Source organism: Planktomarina temperata RCA23, assembly GCF_000738435.1.
Classification (GTDB): Bacteria; Pseudomonadota; Alphaproteobacteria; order Rhodobacterales; family Rhodobacteraceae; genus Planktomarina; species Planktomarina temperata.
The window spans coordinates 2,933,551-2,947,192 of record NZ_CP003984.1 but is presented as its reverse complement, the minus strand read 5'-3'; the positions used below and the strand labels follow the sequence as shown (position 1 = coordinate 2,947,192).

Below are 13,642 nucleotides of genomic sequence, written 5' to 3'. Positions count from 1 at the left end.
GCCGCCGGCCCAAAAACAGGAGGCCTTTACAGTTAAGGCCGGATGAAATCAGTGCCGCAATTTTGGGGCGGCGCGCCCGCCCAAGCCCATGTGCCATTGGCCACGCCAAACCAGCCTGTGGCAGGCACGGATTTTGCTGTGAATCTGCAAGGGGCAACCTGTGTCATAGGCCGAGCCTATCGCGCAGAGCGAACCATGTCATCGCCAAAGTCATGATTGGGCCGCGCAGGCTTTGCCCGCCAGGAAAGGAGGGGGTGGGAAGCTGGGACAGAAGGTCAAAGCGCTCTGCATCTCCCGCAATCGTCTCTGCCAAGACTTGCCCAGCGAATCCCGCCAGAGCCACCCCATGCCCGGAATAGCCAGAAGCGGTGAGCTGCTGCGGCCCGACATGGGCAAAGAGCGGCAGACGCCGTGTGGTGATTCCGAGGGTTCCGCCCCAGGCATGGGTCAGCGGCACATCGGCCAGCTGTGGGAAAATTTCACACAGGGGCCTGCGGACCTTAGCAAAAATATCTTCTGGAAACCGTGCTCCATAGCTTTCGCCACCGCCAAAAATCAGCCGATTGTCATGGCTGAGGCGATAGTAATTGAGCACGAAGCGGTTATCGGCGACAGCGATGGGCTTGCTCAAAACCTCTTGCGGCCGGTCCAGCGGCTCTGTGGCCACCAGAAAGTTATTGATCGGCATGACCTTGGCGGCTTGGCGCGGGTTGAGGCTGCTGTGATAGCCATTGGTGGCATGGACGACATAGCTGGCGCGCAATTGGCCTTTGGCGGTTTGCACGAGGCTCGGGGGGCCGTCTTGCACCGAAATTGCCGCACTGTTTTCAAAAATGCGCGCCCCGGCGGTCTCAGCGGCAGTGGCTAGGCCCAAGGCGTAGCGCAGCGGATGAAGATGCCCGGCGCCCCAATCAATGATCCCCCCCGCATAGCGTGGGGATTTGATGAGATTTGCGATATCCGTTTGGTTAAGGCAATCAATCTTTTCATAGGCATAATGCCGGGCCAGATAATCCGCCTTTGCGTGGCTGCTGGCCCGGTCTTTTGCGTTGAAGTCTGCTTCGGCGACACCGGGTTGATAGCCGGCCTCTGGCGCGTGGCGGGCTGCCAAATCTTGTGTCAGAGATTTGGCGGCCTGTGCCATATCCCAAAGCTGATGGGCCGCATCATGGCCCAGTGTCTTCTCAAGCGTCTGTTGACTTTGGTTGTACCCAGATCCCACTTGCCCGCCGTTGCGGCCGGAGGCGCCGAAGCCTACCCTATGCGCATCCAACACGATGACATGATAGCCCTTTTGCGCCAAATGAAGCGCGCAGGACAATCCTGTGAAGCCTGCACCAATGATGCAGACATCACAAGATATCACATCTGTAAGTGCGGGCCGGGCCGGGTGCTCGGGAATGTTTTGAGCATACCAGCTGGCGGGATAGCGGCCCGGTTGATCATTGGCGTAGAGAAAATCAGACATTCAGTAACAGATGCTCGCGCTCCCAAGTGGAAATGACCTGCAAAAATTCACTATATTCCGTGCGCTTGACGATCGAATAGACCCGGGCAAATTCGGGATCAAGCACCTCATGCAGGCGCTTGGCCTCATCAAAAATATCCATGGCCGTGAAAAGGTCATAAGGGATCGCCTCTTCGCTGTCATAGGCGTCACCTCGATATTGTTTGTCGGGGCGCTCCTGATCTTCAAGCCCAAGATAGCAACAGGCCAGGGAGGCGGCGATGCCAAGATAGGGATTGCAATCCATTCCTGCCAGACGGTTTTCAATCCGGCGTGACTTCGGTGAAGACAGGGGGATGCGAATTCCTGTGGTGCGATTGTCGCGGGCCCATTCGAGGTTGATTGGGGCGGCATGATCTTTGACGTAGCGCCGGTAGCTGTTCACATAGGGCGCCAGCATGGCAATGACCGATGGCAGATGATTTTGCAGCCCGGCGATCATATGGTAAAAAACATCAGTCTCACCGCCCTGTGGGCCGACAAAAATATTGTCGCCATCTGCGTCCAAAAATGAGTGGTGAATGTGCATGGCGGAGCCGGGTTCATCGGCGATGGGCTTGGCCATGAATGTTGCAAAACAATCGTGTTTCAAGGCCGCTTCGCGGATCAGGCGTTTGAAAAAGAACACCTCATCGGCGAGTTTCACCGGATCACCATGGCGCAGATTGATCTCAACCTGACCCGCGCCGCCCTCTTGGGTAATGCCATCAATTTCAAAACCTTGGGCCTCAGCAAAGTCATAAATATCATCGATCACCGGGCCATATTCATCAACGGCGGAAAGCGAGTAGGCTTGATGCGCCGCCGCTGGCCGGCCTGAGCGCCCCATCATTGGCACAATCGGTTGCGCCGGATCTGTGTTGCGGGCAACAAGAAAAAATTCCATCTCTGGCGCAACCACAGGCTCAAGCCCCTTGTCGCGGAACAATTGAACCACGCGCTTGAGGACATTGCGCGGCGCGGTTGGGATCGGCGCACCATCGCGATCATAGGCATCATGAATGACCTGCAAGGTGGCATCGGTGGCCCAAGGTGCTGCGGTGGCGGTGTCGAGGTCGGGGCGCAGTGTCATATCAGGCTCCACCCAGCCCTCCTCGCCTGCCGCTTCCGCCCATTCGCCCGTGAGCGTTTGCAGGAAAATTGAGTTGGGCAGATAGAAATGCTCTTGTTTGGCAAATTTTGAGGCCGGAACCGCTTTGCCGCGCGCCACGCCCGGAAAATCGGAAATGATGCATTCGACCTCATCCAATTGCCGCTCGCCAATATAGGCTTTGGCACTGGCCGGTAGGCTGTCTTTCCAACTCATGAGCGTATCTCCGGTATATATTTTCCTTTGAGGAAGGCGGCTATATCCTGCGCAATTGCGGAATTCTGGATCGGTACATCGCGCAATTGATCCGCGCGTTCCATGAAGGCCGGCGGATAGACTGGGCTTGAGCGTCGCGATTTCACATAATCATCGAAGACTGAATTGCTGAACTCGGGGTGCGGCTGAACCGTAAAAGCTTTTTGCCCATAAATCAGCGCGGCGAATTGGCAAAATGGGCTGCTGCCGATGACCTGCGCTTCGGGAGGTAGGGTCGTGACCTGATCTTGATGCCAAGCATTCAACGTCACCGAGCCATGGCCATTAAAGCTGTAGTCATGTCGGCCAATAGCCCAGCCCCCTTCAAATTTCTCCACGCGCCCCCCCAGCGCTTGCGCTATGATCTGGTGGCCAAAGCATATGCCCACCATAGGGCGCGCGCTGGCATAGATCTCGCGGATTAATTCACTCAAAGGAGGGATAAAAGCGTGATCCTCATAGGCGCCATGTTTGGAGCCGGAGATCAACCATCCGTCTGCCGCGTCAATGGCGGCGGGAAAATCTCCATCCACCACGTTCCAGGTTTGGAAGGTGAAGTCATAGCTTTGAAACAAAGTGGCAAACATAGCGTCGAAATCACCGTGCTGGGCACGGACCTCATCCGGCGCATGGCCACATTGTAAAATGCCGATCAGCATTGGAACCTCTTGTAGATTGCGCGGATCCTATGCAGGTTCCGCTGGTTTGAAAAGACGTGTTTAGGCAGTGTCGATCAAGGCCATGAGGGCGTCATGATCCGAAAGCTTATCAAAAAGATCGCGTTCTTGTGATTTTGTGGCCGCGAGATTTTCCAAAATGAGAGGGGGCATGAACTGCTCAAGCAGTGGCGCCTCCAGCCCTTCAATCGCGGCAGAAAGATCAGGCAACAACCCAGGCAGCTGTGCGGGGTGTTCGTAGGCATTGCCCTCAATTGGCGCAGGTGGCACGGAATTGCGTTCTATACCCTCTAAAGCGGCGCCGAAAATGGCGGCAAAAAGCAAATAAGGATTGGCGTCGCCGCCGGCCACGCGATGTTCAATCCGTGTGGCGGCTTTTGGGCCACTGGGAATACGCATGGCGACGGTGCGGTTTTCATAGCCCCAGGTGGCGGAGGTCGGCGCATGGGCGCCCGCGACGAAACGTTCAAAACTATTGACATAGGGGGCGAAAAACAACGTGCTGGCTTCGAAGGCCTCAAGACAGCCTGCAACTGCGGATTGTAACTTGTCCTGGCTGCAGAAGATGTTTTCACCCGCCTGATTGATCACCGAAAAATGCGTGTGCAGCCCGTTGCCGCTTTCATCGGAAAAAGGTTTGGCCATGAAGGTTGCGGCCATGCCGTGGTTGCGTGCGGTGCCTTTGATCAGTTCTTTGAGCAAAATGACATTATCTGCTATGTGAAGTGCCGGGCCATGGGTCATCGTGACTTCAAACTGCCCAACGCCGGCTTCTGTGGTGATGGTCAAATCACCTATCCCCATGAGCTTTGCCCCTTCGGACACATCGTTGAAGAAGTGATCGAACCCATCCAATTCCCGCAGGGACAAAATTTCGGTTCCACTCAACCGGCGGCCGGTTTTGGGATTCACCGGTGGCGCAAGATTGCCACCATCTTCGAGCAAGAAAAATTCCAGTTCACAGGCGGCAATCACCTGCCAGCCATGATGGGCATAACGGTTCAAAACATCGCTCAAGGCAATGCGCGGGTCGCCTTCAAAGGGGGAGCCATCTTCATTGTGCATCACCCTTAGGTCCAATTCCGCCTCACCTGCCACCCAAGGCAGAGGGACAGGGTCACGGCCCGCTGGCTCCATAATGCCGTCTTGATCGCCGGTTTCAAACACAAGCGGCGATTCTTGGATGTCTGCCCCGAATACATCAATATTGAGGACGGACAGCGGCATGCGCATTTGCTTGCCGCTCATGCCTTTGGGGACGCGTTTGCCGCGTAATTGACCATTGAGATCAACAGCTGCGACACGAAGGGATTTGCTCATCTTATGACCTGTGGCCTATAGCGCAGCTTCGGGCGCGCCTGGCTTGGAAGATGTCGATTGAGACGTGCGTTGACAAGGCCAAAAAAGCCGATGATCACAAAAGTGAGCAGGATGAAATAAAAGGCCAAAATAGGATAGGCGATGAAGGGGTTGAAGGTCTTATCGGCGAAATAGCTGGCGTAATAGAGGGCATCGCCGCGCTGTTGCCAGGCTGGGAAGCCTGAAAAAAACACCAAGGTGGTCGCATGAAACAGAAAAATTGCCTCATTGGTATAGGCCGGCCAAGCCAGGCGTAGGCTGGTGGGCCAGATCACGCGGCGGAAGCGCGACCAGCCCGAAAGGCCATAGGCATCGGCGGCCTCAACCTCTCCTTTTGGCACGGACCGCAACGCGCCGTAGAAAATTTCGGCAGAATAGGCGGCTGTGTTGAGGATCAGCACCAAGAGCGCCCCAAATTGTGCCGCGGTCAGCCAAGGCAGAAGGCCTTGCTGCTTGAGGCGCAGAAAGATGAAATAGGCCAAGAAAAATTGGATAAACAGCGGAGAACCGCGGAAAATTAAAATAAACCATTCAGCCGGCCGGCGCAGAATCGCGCGGGGGCTGGCCTTGGCGAGCGCCATCGCATTGGCGATGAAAAATCCGATCAAAAGTGCCAAGGCTCCGAAATAGATATTCCAAATGAGACCCGAGCCAATCAGCGTGAAATGCTGGCAAAGGGTGAAATCCGACTTGGGCAGCAGGCGTTCGCCATAGCCCAGCGAGCGCAGCCCATAGTCCAAAATGGTTTGCTGGCAGCTCATGAGGTGGCTCCCAATGTACCCTGCCCATGTGTGAGGCGTTTCATTACGCGTTCCAGCACCACCTCGGAGAGTTTGGTAAAGGCAAGGTAAAAGACCAGCAGAAACAGAAAATACTGCATGCGCCAGTCACCATGGGGATAGTCGGAGAATTTCGCCTGTTTCGTGCCACCCAATTCGCGGGCCCAGTAAACAATGTCTTCGACGCCAAGCAAAAATAATAGCGGTGTGGCCTTGATCAAGACCATCCAAAGATTGGACAGCCCAGGCAGGGCATAGACCCACATTTGCGGCACCAAAATACGCCAAAATACTTGCGCTGGGCGCATACCATAGGCTTGCGCTGTTTCTATCTGGGCTTGGGGCACGGCGCGCATGGCACCATAAAGGACATTGGCGGCAAAGGCTCCGAAGACGATTGCAAAGGTCAAAACCGCGGTGAAAAACCCGTAAATCTCATGCACATATTGTGGGGCTGTGCCCAAGGGCAGCTTGGCCGCAGCGCAGACGACGAAGTCATTGCCTTGGCGAATAGGTTCGTTCCAATCGGGGCAAAGCGCCTGATGGCGCAGCCATTCGAAACCTTGATCCAGGGCGATGACAAAAAACAGGAAAAAAGCAATATCAGGCACGCCGCGCACAGCGGAGATATAGGTTTTGCCGATAAGGCGTAATGGCAAGAGCCGGGCGCGCGCCAAGGTCGCGCCGCCAAAGCCAAACACAAGCGCCGCAGGGGCCGTGACCGCCAAGAGGATGAGCACCGTTGCGAAGGATTGATAAAACAACAGGTGTTTGCCCGTGGTCAGATAGCAGCTGAGCCAGGGCAGGCTGGAAAGGAGGCTAGGATCTGAACAATAGTTAAAAATCGGACTGGGACCTTCGGTTTGGCGTCGGCGGGCCTTTTTCGGTGAATATTTATTCTAAATCCTTAACGGCGTCTCATACGTCGGCGTTCTGGGGCAATGGGGGCGAGGATGAACCCGCCCCCAAGGTTTTCAGTTAGAATTGTTCGCCAATGTCCCATTCGGCGATCAGCGCGTTCAACGACCCATCCGCTTTCATAGAGGCGATGGCGGCATCAAATTTGTCGCGCAGCTCCGTATCGGATTCGCGGAGCCCCATGCCCACGCCGCCACCGATCAACTCTTGTTGCTCCAAGAGCACCAGATCGGCATCGCCTTCTGCCACGGGGGTGAGATAGGCTTTATCCGCCAACACAGCGTCGGCTTCACCGTTTTTCACGGCAGCCACGGTTTCTTCCGGTGTTGCAAATTCCACCAGTGTGGCGCCAGAGGCGGCCACAAAGCTGGCTTGAATGGTGTTGGCTTGCGCGGCAATCACAGCGCTTGAGAGATCCACATCAGCCGAGAGGGCCATATAAGCGGAAGGATCAGGTTGGGTATAGTTTTGAGTGAAGTCGATCACCTCATCACGCTCCGCTGTGATCGACATGCCGGCAATGATGGTGTCGTAGTTGCCGGACACTAGGTTTGGAATGATGCTGTCCCAGTCGTTGACAACCCATTCGCAGGTCAACATGGCCCGCGCGCAGAGCTCATCACCCAATTTACGCTCGAAGCCGTCAACTTCGCCAGCATCGTTGATGAAGTTATAGGGGGGGTAGGCCCCTTCGGTGCCCATCCGGATTGTATCGGCAAAAGACATGCCAGCGGTCAGCGCCAATGCGGCGGTGGTCAAGATCAGCTTATTCATATGTATCTCCCTAAGATATGTGGCTGAGTGTTGTTAAGCGACGGCAGAAAGAAACTGCTGAAGCCGTTGTGATTTCGGTGCACCAAAGAGGGTCTCGGGAGGACCTTGTTCCTCAATCACCCCTTGGTGCAAGAAAATAACGTGATTGGCCACATCGCGCGCCATGGCCATGTCATGGGTGACGATGAGCATGGTGCGCCCTTCCGCGGCCAAATCCTTGATGACGCCAATCACCTCTTGCTCCAATTCTGGATCAAGGGCGGATGTAGGTTCATCAAACAATAGTGCTTCGGGCTCCATGGCCAAGGCGCGGGCGATGGCAGCCCTTTGTTGTTGCCCGCCAGACAGTTGGGCGGGGTAGACATCGCATTTTTCGCCAATACCCACTTTATCCAGAAGCGCACGGGCGCGGGATTCGACTTCGGATTTATCCTGTTTGAGCACGGTTACCGGAGCTTCCATGACATTTTGCAAGATGGTCATATGCGCCCAAAGGTTGAACTGTTGGAAGACCATCGACAGGTTGGTGCGCAGCCGGGTGACTTGAGCGGGATCGGCCGGACGCCGGTTGTGTCCCTGAGAGCTCCAGCGGACGGCCTCGCCTTGGAAGAGAATCGCACCCTTTTGGCTGATCTCCAGCATATTGCAGCAGCGCAGCAGAGTGGATTTCCCAGATCCAGACGAGCCAATAAGCGCCACCACATCACCGCGTTTTGCTGTGATGTCGACACCTTTGAGAACCTCAAGATCCCCATAGGCTTTATGGAGACTTTTTATTTCAATCACGGGTATATTTTGGTCGTTCACGAAAACTCCTATCCTACCAGAGCAGATATTAGGCGAGGAAGGGCGCGTCTCGCAATCTAAAAGCGGCATCTGCTGAAATTAAGGGGTCGGAGGCAGCGGCAATTGCAGGTAAGCCTCGGCATTGATCTCAACGAGGTCAAATATTTGAAGTGTTTGCCTGTCTTTTAGGCCAATAGAGAGAATCGCCTGCCGCAGAGCCTCGCGGAGGGCGGCTGCGTTTTGGCCCAATGCGGTGATATAGGGCAGCGTTGGCGTGGCAGGAGTGATGGCGCAGATCTCTAGCCCTGCCGCCTTGTCCCAATCGCGTGTCAAAAAATGCCAAGTCAACGCATCCACGGCAGCCAGATCAGCCCGTCCCTCCAAAACAGCGCGGGCCGAGGCTGCATGTCCGCCGGTTTGCAGCCGTGTGGCGCCGGTGAGGCCAATGGACTGCGGTGCGGCCCAACCCGATTGAGACAGCGGTTCATTATAGGCCAAGGTAAAGTCATTGGCCGCAAGGTCTGGAACCGCGCCCCGGCGAGCCAGCAGCACCGAGCAGTAATAGCCTGGCGGGCAATTTGGAATTTGATTGTCTGGCGTGGCAATCAACTGCACCTGGCCATGCAGCGCCGCGCGATAGGGCAGGCCGCAGGTTTGGGACAGATAAAGCTCTGGGCTGAGCCAATCGACCATAAGATCCACGCTCGGTTGGGTGAAATTCGGCGCATCTGGCAGGTGGTCCTGCAGCGCCTGCCACAGGCGTCGGTGTGCGGCGCGGTTGGCCGGCACATCATACATGGGCAGATGCGCAATCACGGGGCTAGGCCCGTTGACGGGCTAGGGCGCTGTCGCGATCATTGACGCCGAGCAGGCTTGCCAAAAGGCGCATCAGCGCGTCTTCTTCTGCATCGCGGGCCCCGTCGGCCAGAACAACTTGCCATAGCGCGCGCACGACATTGAAGCGCTCCTCATAGGGAACCTCTTCCTTAATCGCACGGGTGAACCGCACGGTGTCGGGGGCTTCGGCCTCAAGCGCCTCGGCCGTTTGGCGCAGGTTGGCGGCTTGATCCGCGGTCAATTTATACAGCAGGCCAAGCACGGCATCGATCCTTGCGATTTCTGCGGCGGAATATTCATCATCAGATTTAGCAATCCGCACCATCAATGCGGCCATGGCTTCAGAGGCGCTGATATCGCGCGCGCTGTCAGAGGATTTTGACGAAAACAAAGATGCAAACATAGGGGGCCTCAAAATTTGGGACTGCGGCGATGATCAGCCGTCATATCCTTCGACAATCACCAGATCCCCAATTGAAACTGGCGTCCGTAGGGCTTTTGCGGCTTGATATGTCGCGCTGTTGTAGCACTCTTGCGCCGCTTTTAGGCTTGGAAACTCAATCATAATCGTTCGCGCGCGCAGCTGGCCTTCGGGGAATTCAGCGGCACCCGCCCGCACAAGAAATTTGCCCTCATAGGCGCGCAGGGCTGGCGCGGCGGCGATTTTATAGGCCTCATAGGCCTCAGCATCACTGATCTGATTGTGGGCGATCCAATATCCTTTGGCCATAGGGCCCTCCTTTGTGTGTTAAACCAAACGGCTCATTTCCTTAGCAGCGCGGACAAAATCGCGGAACAAAGGATGCGGCGCGAATGGTTTGGACTTCAACTCTGGATGAAATTGAACGCCAATAAACCAAGGGTGATCTTTAACCTCAACAATCTCCGGCAAGCGGCCGTCAGGCGACATGCCTGAGAAGAGCAGCCCTTTTTCTTCGAGCTGCTCGCGAAATTGGATGTCGACTTCATAGCGGTGACGATGACGCTCTTCGATGGCCGTGCTGCCATAGATTTTTGCCACCAATGAATCTGGGTTCAAAGTGGCATTATAGGCGCCAAGGCGCATGGTGCCGCCCTTGTCGTCATCTTCGTTGCGCCGCACCCGATGATTGCCCTGCACCCATTCTTTCAAGTGGTAGACCACGGGGGTGAAACGCTTCTTGCCGGCCTCGTGATCAAATTCTTCCGATCCCGCATCTGCAACGTTGGACAGGTTGCGGGCGGCCTCAATCACCGCCATTTGCATGCCAAGGCAGATGCCGAGGTAGGGCACTTTGCGCTCACGCGCGAATTGTGCCGCTTTGATTTTGCCTTCCGTGCCGCGCTCGCCAAAACCGCCGGGAACCAAAATAGCGTGATACCCTTCGAGATGTGGCGCGGCGTCTTCGTGATCAAAGACTTCGGCATCAACCCATTCGACATTAACCTTTACCCGATTGGACATGCCGCCATGGGTGAGTGCCTCTTTGATTGACTTATAGGCGTCTTCTAGCTGCGTGTATTTGCCGACAATCGCCACATTAACTGCACCCTCTGGGTTGTTGACGCGGTCTTGCACGTCCTCCCATTTGCTCAGGTCAGGCTGTGGCGCGGGGGAGATATTGAATGCATCTAAAACGGCTTGGTCAAGCCCCTGGGCGTGATAGGCCAAGGGGGCTTCGTAGATGGAATTGAGATCATAGGCGGCGACCACCGCATCGGGGCGCACATTGCAAAACAGGGCGATTTTCTCCCGCTCTTTGTCGGGAATCTGATGCTCGGAGCGGCAGACCAAAATATCTGGGGCAATGCCAATGGATTGCAATTCTTTAACGCTGTGCTGCGTGGGTTTGGTTTTCAGCTCGCCGCTGGCCGCGAGATAAGGCAACAGCGTGAGATGCATGAAAATACAGTCCCCGCGTGGCTTGTCGTGGGAGAATTGGCGAATGGCTTCAAAAAATGGCAGGCCTTCAATATCGCCCACTGTGCCGCCAATTTCGCAGAGCATAAAATCGACTTCATCGTCACCGACTTTCAAAAACTCTTTAATTTCGTTGGTGACATGGGGCACCACCTGAATGGTTTTGCCCAAATAGTCGCCGCGGCGTTCTTTTTCCAGCACGGTTGAATAGATTCGACCAGAAGAGACAGAATCAGTCATCCGTGCGGCCACACCGGTGAAGCGTTCATAATGGCCCAAATCCAGATCCGTTTCCGCGCCATCATCGGTGACGAAGACCTCCCCATGCTCAAAGGGGGACATCGTGCCGGGATCAACGTTGAGATAGGGATCAAGTTTCCGCAGTCTTACGGAAAATCCACGGGCCTGCAGGAGGGCGCCTAGGGCTGCAGAGGCCAAGCCTTTGCCAAGAGAAGACACAACACCACCGGTGATAAATACATAACGCGCCATAAATAAAGAGATCCCCGTCGTTTCGAATTTTCGGCAAGAAAAATGCGCCTCACCACGGGATTAAACCAATAACAGCTCCGTGATGATTCTGCAATCTGATGATACAAGATAAGGCGGCAAAATTTACCGATGCCGCCATATTTAGGGGTAAGTTAGTCAGCAACCGGCAAAAGTGGCGCGGAATCCTCGACCGAAGGCGGCAATAGGGCATCGCCATCAACGGGTGTATCTTGCTCGGTGGCCGGCATCAATTGATCCAAAACGGAGCTGCCAGAGGATTTTTGAACCTGTAGAATCGTTAGGGCCAGAGAGGTGCAAATAAAGGCAATCGCCAGACCCCAGGTCAGCTTGGTCAAAGCCGAGGCCGCCGCGCGACCGGACATCGCCCCACCGCCAGCACCGCCGCCGCCCATACCAAGGCCGCCACCTTCAGAGCGTTGCAACAGAACCAGGCCAATCAACGAGATGGCCAAAAGAAGGTGGATGATCAAGACGACATTTTGCATACGAATTTCCCAGTTCAGGTCAGAGGCTATCTAAGCAAGGATAACCCATTTGCCAAGTCAAAACTGGGACATCGGCCCCTATATGCCGCTTCACCGGGCTTGGCTTGCGCCAGCGGCGGGGTTTGCGCTCGAATTTGCATCAAAACGCAGCTTGGCCCTCCCGCGGCAAGTTAGCAGTTTCCCTTGCCCTTGATCCCCGCTATACGGCCCACGTTTTGATCCGATCGAAAGAGGATAAGTTATGGCCAATGTTGTTGTGGTGGGCACCCAATGGGGTGACGAAGGCAAAGGCAAGATTGTGGATTGGCTTTCCGAACGCGCCGATGTGATCGCGCGTTTTCAAGGCGGCCATAATGCCGGTCATACGCTCGTGATCGGGGAGGCTGTCTATAAACTTCATGCGCTGCCCTCTGGCGTTGTGCGCGGCGGAAAATTATCTGTCATTGGCAATGGTGTGGTGCTCGATCCGTGGCATTTGATCAAAGAGATTGAGGGCATCCGTTCTCAAGGTGTAGAAATTAATCCAGAAAATCTAATGGTGGCGGAAAACACCCCTTTGATTATGCCCTACCATGGTGAGCTGGATCGCGCGCGAGAAGGGCAGGTGTCCGTCGCGAAAATTGGCACGACCGGTCGGGGCATTGGCCCTTGTTATGAAGATAAAGTCGGTCGCCGGGTGATCCGCGTGGCGGATTTGGCGGATACTGCCACTTTGGAACTGCGCGTCGACCGCGCCTTGCTGCATCATAACCCGCTGCGCAAAGGTCTTGGCCTTGAGCCAGTAGACCGGGCAAGCTTGCTGGCGCAGTTGCGTGACATTGCGGACCAGATATTGCCCTATGCGGCGCCGGTTTGGAAAGTTTTGAACGAAAAACGCAGGGCTGGGAAGCGCATCTTGTTTGAGGGCGCGCAGGGTGCTTTGCTGGATATTGACTTTGGCACCTATCCTTTTGTGACCTCTTCGAATGTGATTGCTGGCCAAGCGGCCACAGGTACAGGCATTGGTCCAGGAGCGATTGACTATGTCCTGGGCATCACCAAAGCCTATACCACCCGCGTCGGTGAAGGCCCGTTTCCAACAGAGCTGGACGATGCTGATGGCCAGCAGCTTGGCGAACGTGGGCATGAGTTTGGCACCACCACGGGGCGTAAGCGCCGCTGCGGTTGGTTCGATGCCTGTCTGGTGCGGCAAACCTGCGCCACCTCTGGCGTGAATGGCATTTCACTGACCAAATTGGACGTCTTGGATGGGTTTGACGAACTGAAAATCTGTGTGGCTTATGATCTGGATGGCCAACGGCTGGATTACCTGCCCACTGCCGCCGATGCGCAAGCCCGCGTGACGCCGATCTATGAAACCATCGAAGGTTGGTCCGGCAGTACAGCTGGCGCCCGCTCTTGGGCAGAGTTGCCTGCTCAGGCGATCAAATATGTTCGGCGCATCGAAGAGCTGATTGAGTGTCCAGTGGCATTGGTCTCAACCTCGCCTGAGCGCGAAGACACCATCCTCGTTACTGATCCTTTTGCAGACTGATGGCTCTGAGTTACAAAGCCCGCCGCCGCTGGTCGCTGCTGATCTTGGTTATTGGCTTGCCAGTCTACGCAGTCTTGGCCGTGAACCTTGTGGCACTGCTTCCCGTGCTTCCAAAATTCTTGGAATTCATCCTCTATGTGGTGCTCGGCACCGCCTGGGCGTTTCCGCTGAAATTTGTCTTTAAAGGCATCGGTCAGGTGGACCCCGATGCGGATGATAATTCTTGAG

At 55.5% G+C, this 13,642-nt stretch carries 16 protein-coding genes; 2 read left to right on the top strand and 14 right to left on the bottom strand.

Annotation, left to right across the window (positions count from 1 at the left end):
- Positions 1-32: 32 nt before the first annotated feature.
- The 14 genes from RCA23_RS16890 to secG form a co-directional block, all read right to left on the bottom strand.
- Positions 33-167, bottom strand: coding sequence for a hypothetical protein (locus RCA23_RS16890; RefSeq protein ID WP_268870331.1), 135 nt, complete (start codon positions 165-167; stop codon positions 33-35).
- Positions 164-1,468 (bottom strand): NAD(P)/FAD-dependent oxidoreductase, encoded by a 1,305-nt coding sequence (locus RCA23_RS14200; RefSeq protein WP_044050863.1) that lies wholly within the window; start codon positions 1,466-1,468, stop codon positions 164-166. Before RCA23_RS14200 ends, RCA23_RS16890 begins: the two co-directional genes overlap by 4 nt.
- Positions 1,461-2,813 (bottom strand): glutamine synthetase family protein, encoded by a 1,353-nt coding sequence (locus RCA23_RS14195; RefSeq protein ID WP_044050862.1) that lies wholly within the window; start codon positions 2,811-2,813, stop codon positions 1,461-1,463. The genes RCA23_RS14200 and RCA23_RS14195 overlap by 8 nt, the downstream gene beginning before the upstream one ends.
- Positions 2,810-3,511, bottom strand: coding sequence for a type 1 glutamine amidotransferase (locus RCA23_RS14190; protein WP_044050861.1), 702 nt, complete (start codon positions 3,509-3,511; stop codon positions 2,810-2,812). The genes RCA23_RS14195 and RCA23_RS14190 overlap by 4 nt, the downstream gene beginning before the upstream one ends.
- 60 nt (positions 3,512-3,571) lie before the next feature.
- Positions 3,572-4,849 carry a glutamine synthetase family protein gene (locus tag RCA23_RS14185; protein ID WP_052377209.1) on the bottom strand — a complete coding sequence of 426 codons (1,278 nt, stop codon included), beginning with the start codon at positions 4,847-4,849 and terminating at the stop codon, positions 3,572-3,574.
- On the bottom strand, positions 4,846-5,649 hold the full coding sequence (locus tag RCA23_RS14180; protein WP_044050860.1) for an ABC transporter permease: 804 nt from the start codon (positions 5,647-5,649) through the stop codon (positions 4,846-4,848). Before RCA23_RS14180 ends, RCA23_RS14185 begins: the two co-directional genes overlap by 4 nt.
- Positions 5,646-6,512 (bottom strand): ABC transporter permease, encoded by an 867-nt coding sequence (locus RCA23_RS14175; protein WP_044050859.1) that lies wholly within the window; start codon positions 6,510-6,512, stop codon positions 5,646-5,648. The genes RCA23_RS14180 and RCA23_RS14175 overlap by 4 nt, the downstream gene beginning before the upstream one ends.
- 133 nt (positions 6,513-6,645) lie before the next feature.
- A complete protein-coding gene (locus RCA23_RS14170) occupies positions 6,646-7,359 on the bottom strand; it encodes a transporter substrate-binding domain-containing protein (protein ID WP_044050858.1) in 714 nt (237 codons plus the stop codon).
- A gap of 33 nt (positions 7,360-7,392) precedes the next feature.
- On the bottom strand, positions 7,393-8,166 hold the full coding sequence (locus RCA23_RS14165; protein WP_271486744.1) for an ABC transporter ATP-binding protein: 774 nt from the start codon (positions 8,164-8,166) through the stop codon (positions 7,393-7,395).
- Between the two features lie 78 nt (positions 8,167-8,244).
- Positions 8,245-8,961 (bottom strand): phosphate/phosphite/phosphonate ABC transporter substrate-binding protein, encoded by a 717-nt coding sequence (locus RCA23_RS14160; RefSeq protein ID WP_044050857.1) that lies wholly within the window; start codon positions 8,959-8,961, stop codon positions 8,245-8,247.
- A 4-nt stretch (positions 8,962-8,965) separates the two neighbouring features.
- Positions 8,966-9,385, bottom strand: a complete 420-nt coding sequence (locus RCA23_RS14155) for a TerB family tellurite resistance protein (protein ID WP_044050856.1) — start codon at positions 9,383-9,385, stop codon at positions 8,966-8,968.
- 33 nt (positions 9,386-9,418) lie between these two features.
- The gene (locus RCA23_RS14150; RefSeq protein WP_044050855.1) at positions 9,419-9,712 is read right to left on the bottom strand and encodes a DUF1330 domain-containing protein; all 294 of its coding nucleotides are present in this window, start codon (positions 9,710-9,712) and stop codon (positions 9,419-9,421) included.
- 18 nt (positions 9,713-9,730) lie between these two features.
- Positions 9,731-11,374, bottom strand: a complete 1,644-nt coding sequence (gene pyrG, locus RCA23_RS14145) for a CTP synthase (RefSeq protein WP_044050854.1) — start codon at positions 11,372-11,374, stop codon at positions 9,731-9,733.
- A gap of 152 nt (positions 11,375-11,526) precedes the next feature.
- Positions 11,527-11,880 carry a preprotein translocase subunit SecG gene (gene secG / locus RCA23_RS14140; protein WP_044050853.1) on the bottom strand — a complete coding sequence of 118 codons (354 nt, stop codon included), beginning with the start codon at positions 11,878-11,880 and terminating at the stop codon, positions 11,527-11,529.
- Positions 11,881-12,121: 241 nt separating this feature from the next.
- Between secG and RCA23_RS14135 the strand changes: the two genes are divergently transcribed.
- A complete protein-coding gene (locus RCA23_RS14135; protein ID WP_044050852.1) occupies positions 12,122-13,414 on the top strand; it encodes an adenylosuccinate synthase in 1,293 nt (430 codons plus the stop codon).
- Entirely contained in the window at positions 13,414-13,641 is a 228-nt protein-coding gene (locus RCA23_RS14130; protein ID WP_044050851.1) for a DUF2842 domain-containing protein, read from the top strand. The genes RCA23_RS14135 and RCA23_RS14130 overlap by 1 nt, the downstream gene beginning before the upstream one ends.
- Position 13,642 lies beyond the last annotated feature (1 nt).

Bases quoted from the DNA above. Each gene is read 5' to 3' on its own strand.
- RCA23_RS14150 (WP_044050855.1), bottom strand. From the start codon at position 9,712: ATGGCCAAAGGATATTGGATCGCCCACAATCAGATCAGTGATGCTGAG.
- RCA23_RS14200 (WP_044050863.1), bottom strand. From the start codon at position 1,468: ATGTCTGATTTTCTCTACGCCAATGATCAACCGGGCCGCTATCCCGCC.
- RCA23_RS14180 (WP_044050860.1), bottom strand. From the start codon at position 5,649: ATGAGCTGCCAGCAAACCATTTTGGACTATGGGCTGCGCTCGCTGGGC.
- pyrG (WP_044050854.1), bottom strand. From the start codon at position 11,374: ATGGCGCGTTATGTATTTATCACCGGTGGTGTTGTGTCTTCTCTTGGC.
- RCA23_RS14170 (WP_044050858.1), bottom strand. From the start codon at position 7,359: ATGAATAAGCTGATCTTGACCACCGCCGCATTGGCGCTGACCGCTGGC.
- RCA23_RS14135 (WP_044050852.1), top strand. From the start codon at position 12,122: ATGGCCAATGTTGTTGTGGTGGGCACCCAATGGGGTGACGAAGGCAAA.
- RCA23_RS16890 (WP_268870331.1), bottom strand. From the start codon at position 167: ATGACACAGGTTGCCCCTTGCAGATTCACAGCAAAATCCGTGCCTGCC.
- RCA23_RS14130 (WP_044050851.1), top strand. From the start codon at position 13,414: ATGGCTCTGAGTTACAAAGCCCGCCGCCGCTGGTCGCTGCTGATCTTG.
- RCA23_RS14190 (WP_044050861.1), bottom strand. From the start codon at position 3,511: ATGCTGATCGGCATTTTACAATGTGGCCATGCGCCGGATGAGGTCCGT.
- RCA23_RS14185 (WP_052377209.1), bottom strand. From the start codon at position 4,849: ATGAGCAAATCCCTTCGTGTCGCAGCTGTTGATCTCAATGGTCAATTA.
- RCA23_RS14195 (WP_044050862.1), bottom strand. From the start codon at position 2,813: ATGAGTTGGAAAGACAGCCTACCGGCCAGTGCCAAAGCCTATATTGGC.
- secG (WP_044050853.1), bottom strand. From the start codon at position 11,880: ATGCAAAATGTCGTCTTGATCATCCACCTTCTTTTGGCCATCTCGTTG.
- RCA23_RS14155 (WP_044050856.1), bottom strand. From the start codon at position 9,385: ATGTTTGCATCTTTGTTTTCGTCAAAATCCTCTGACAGCGCGCGCGAT.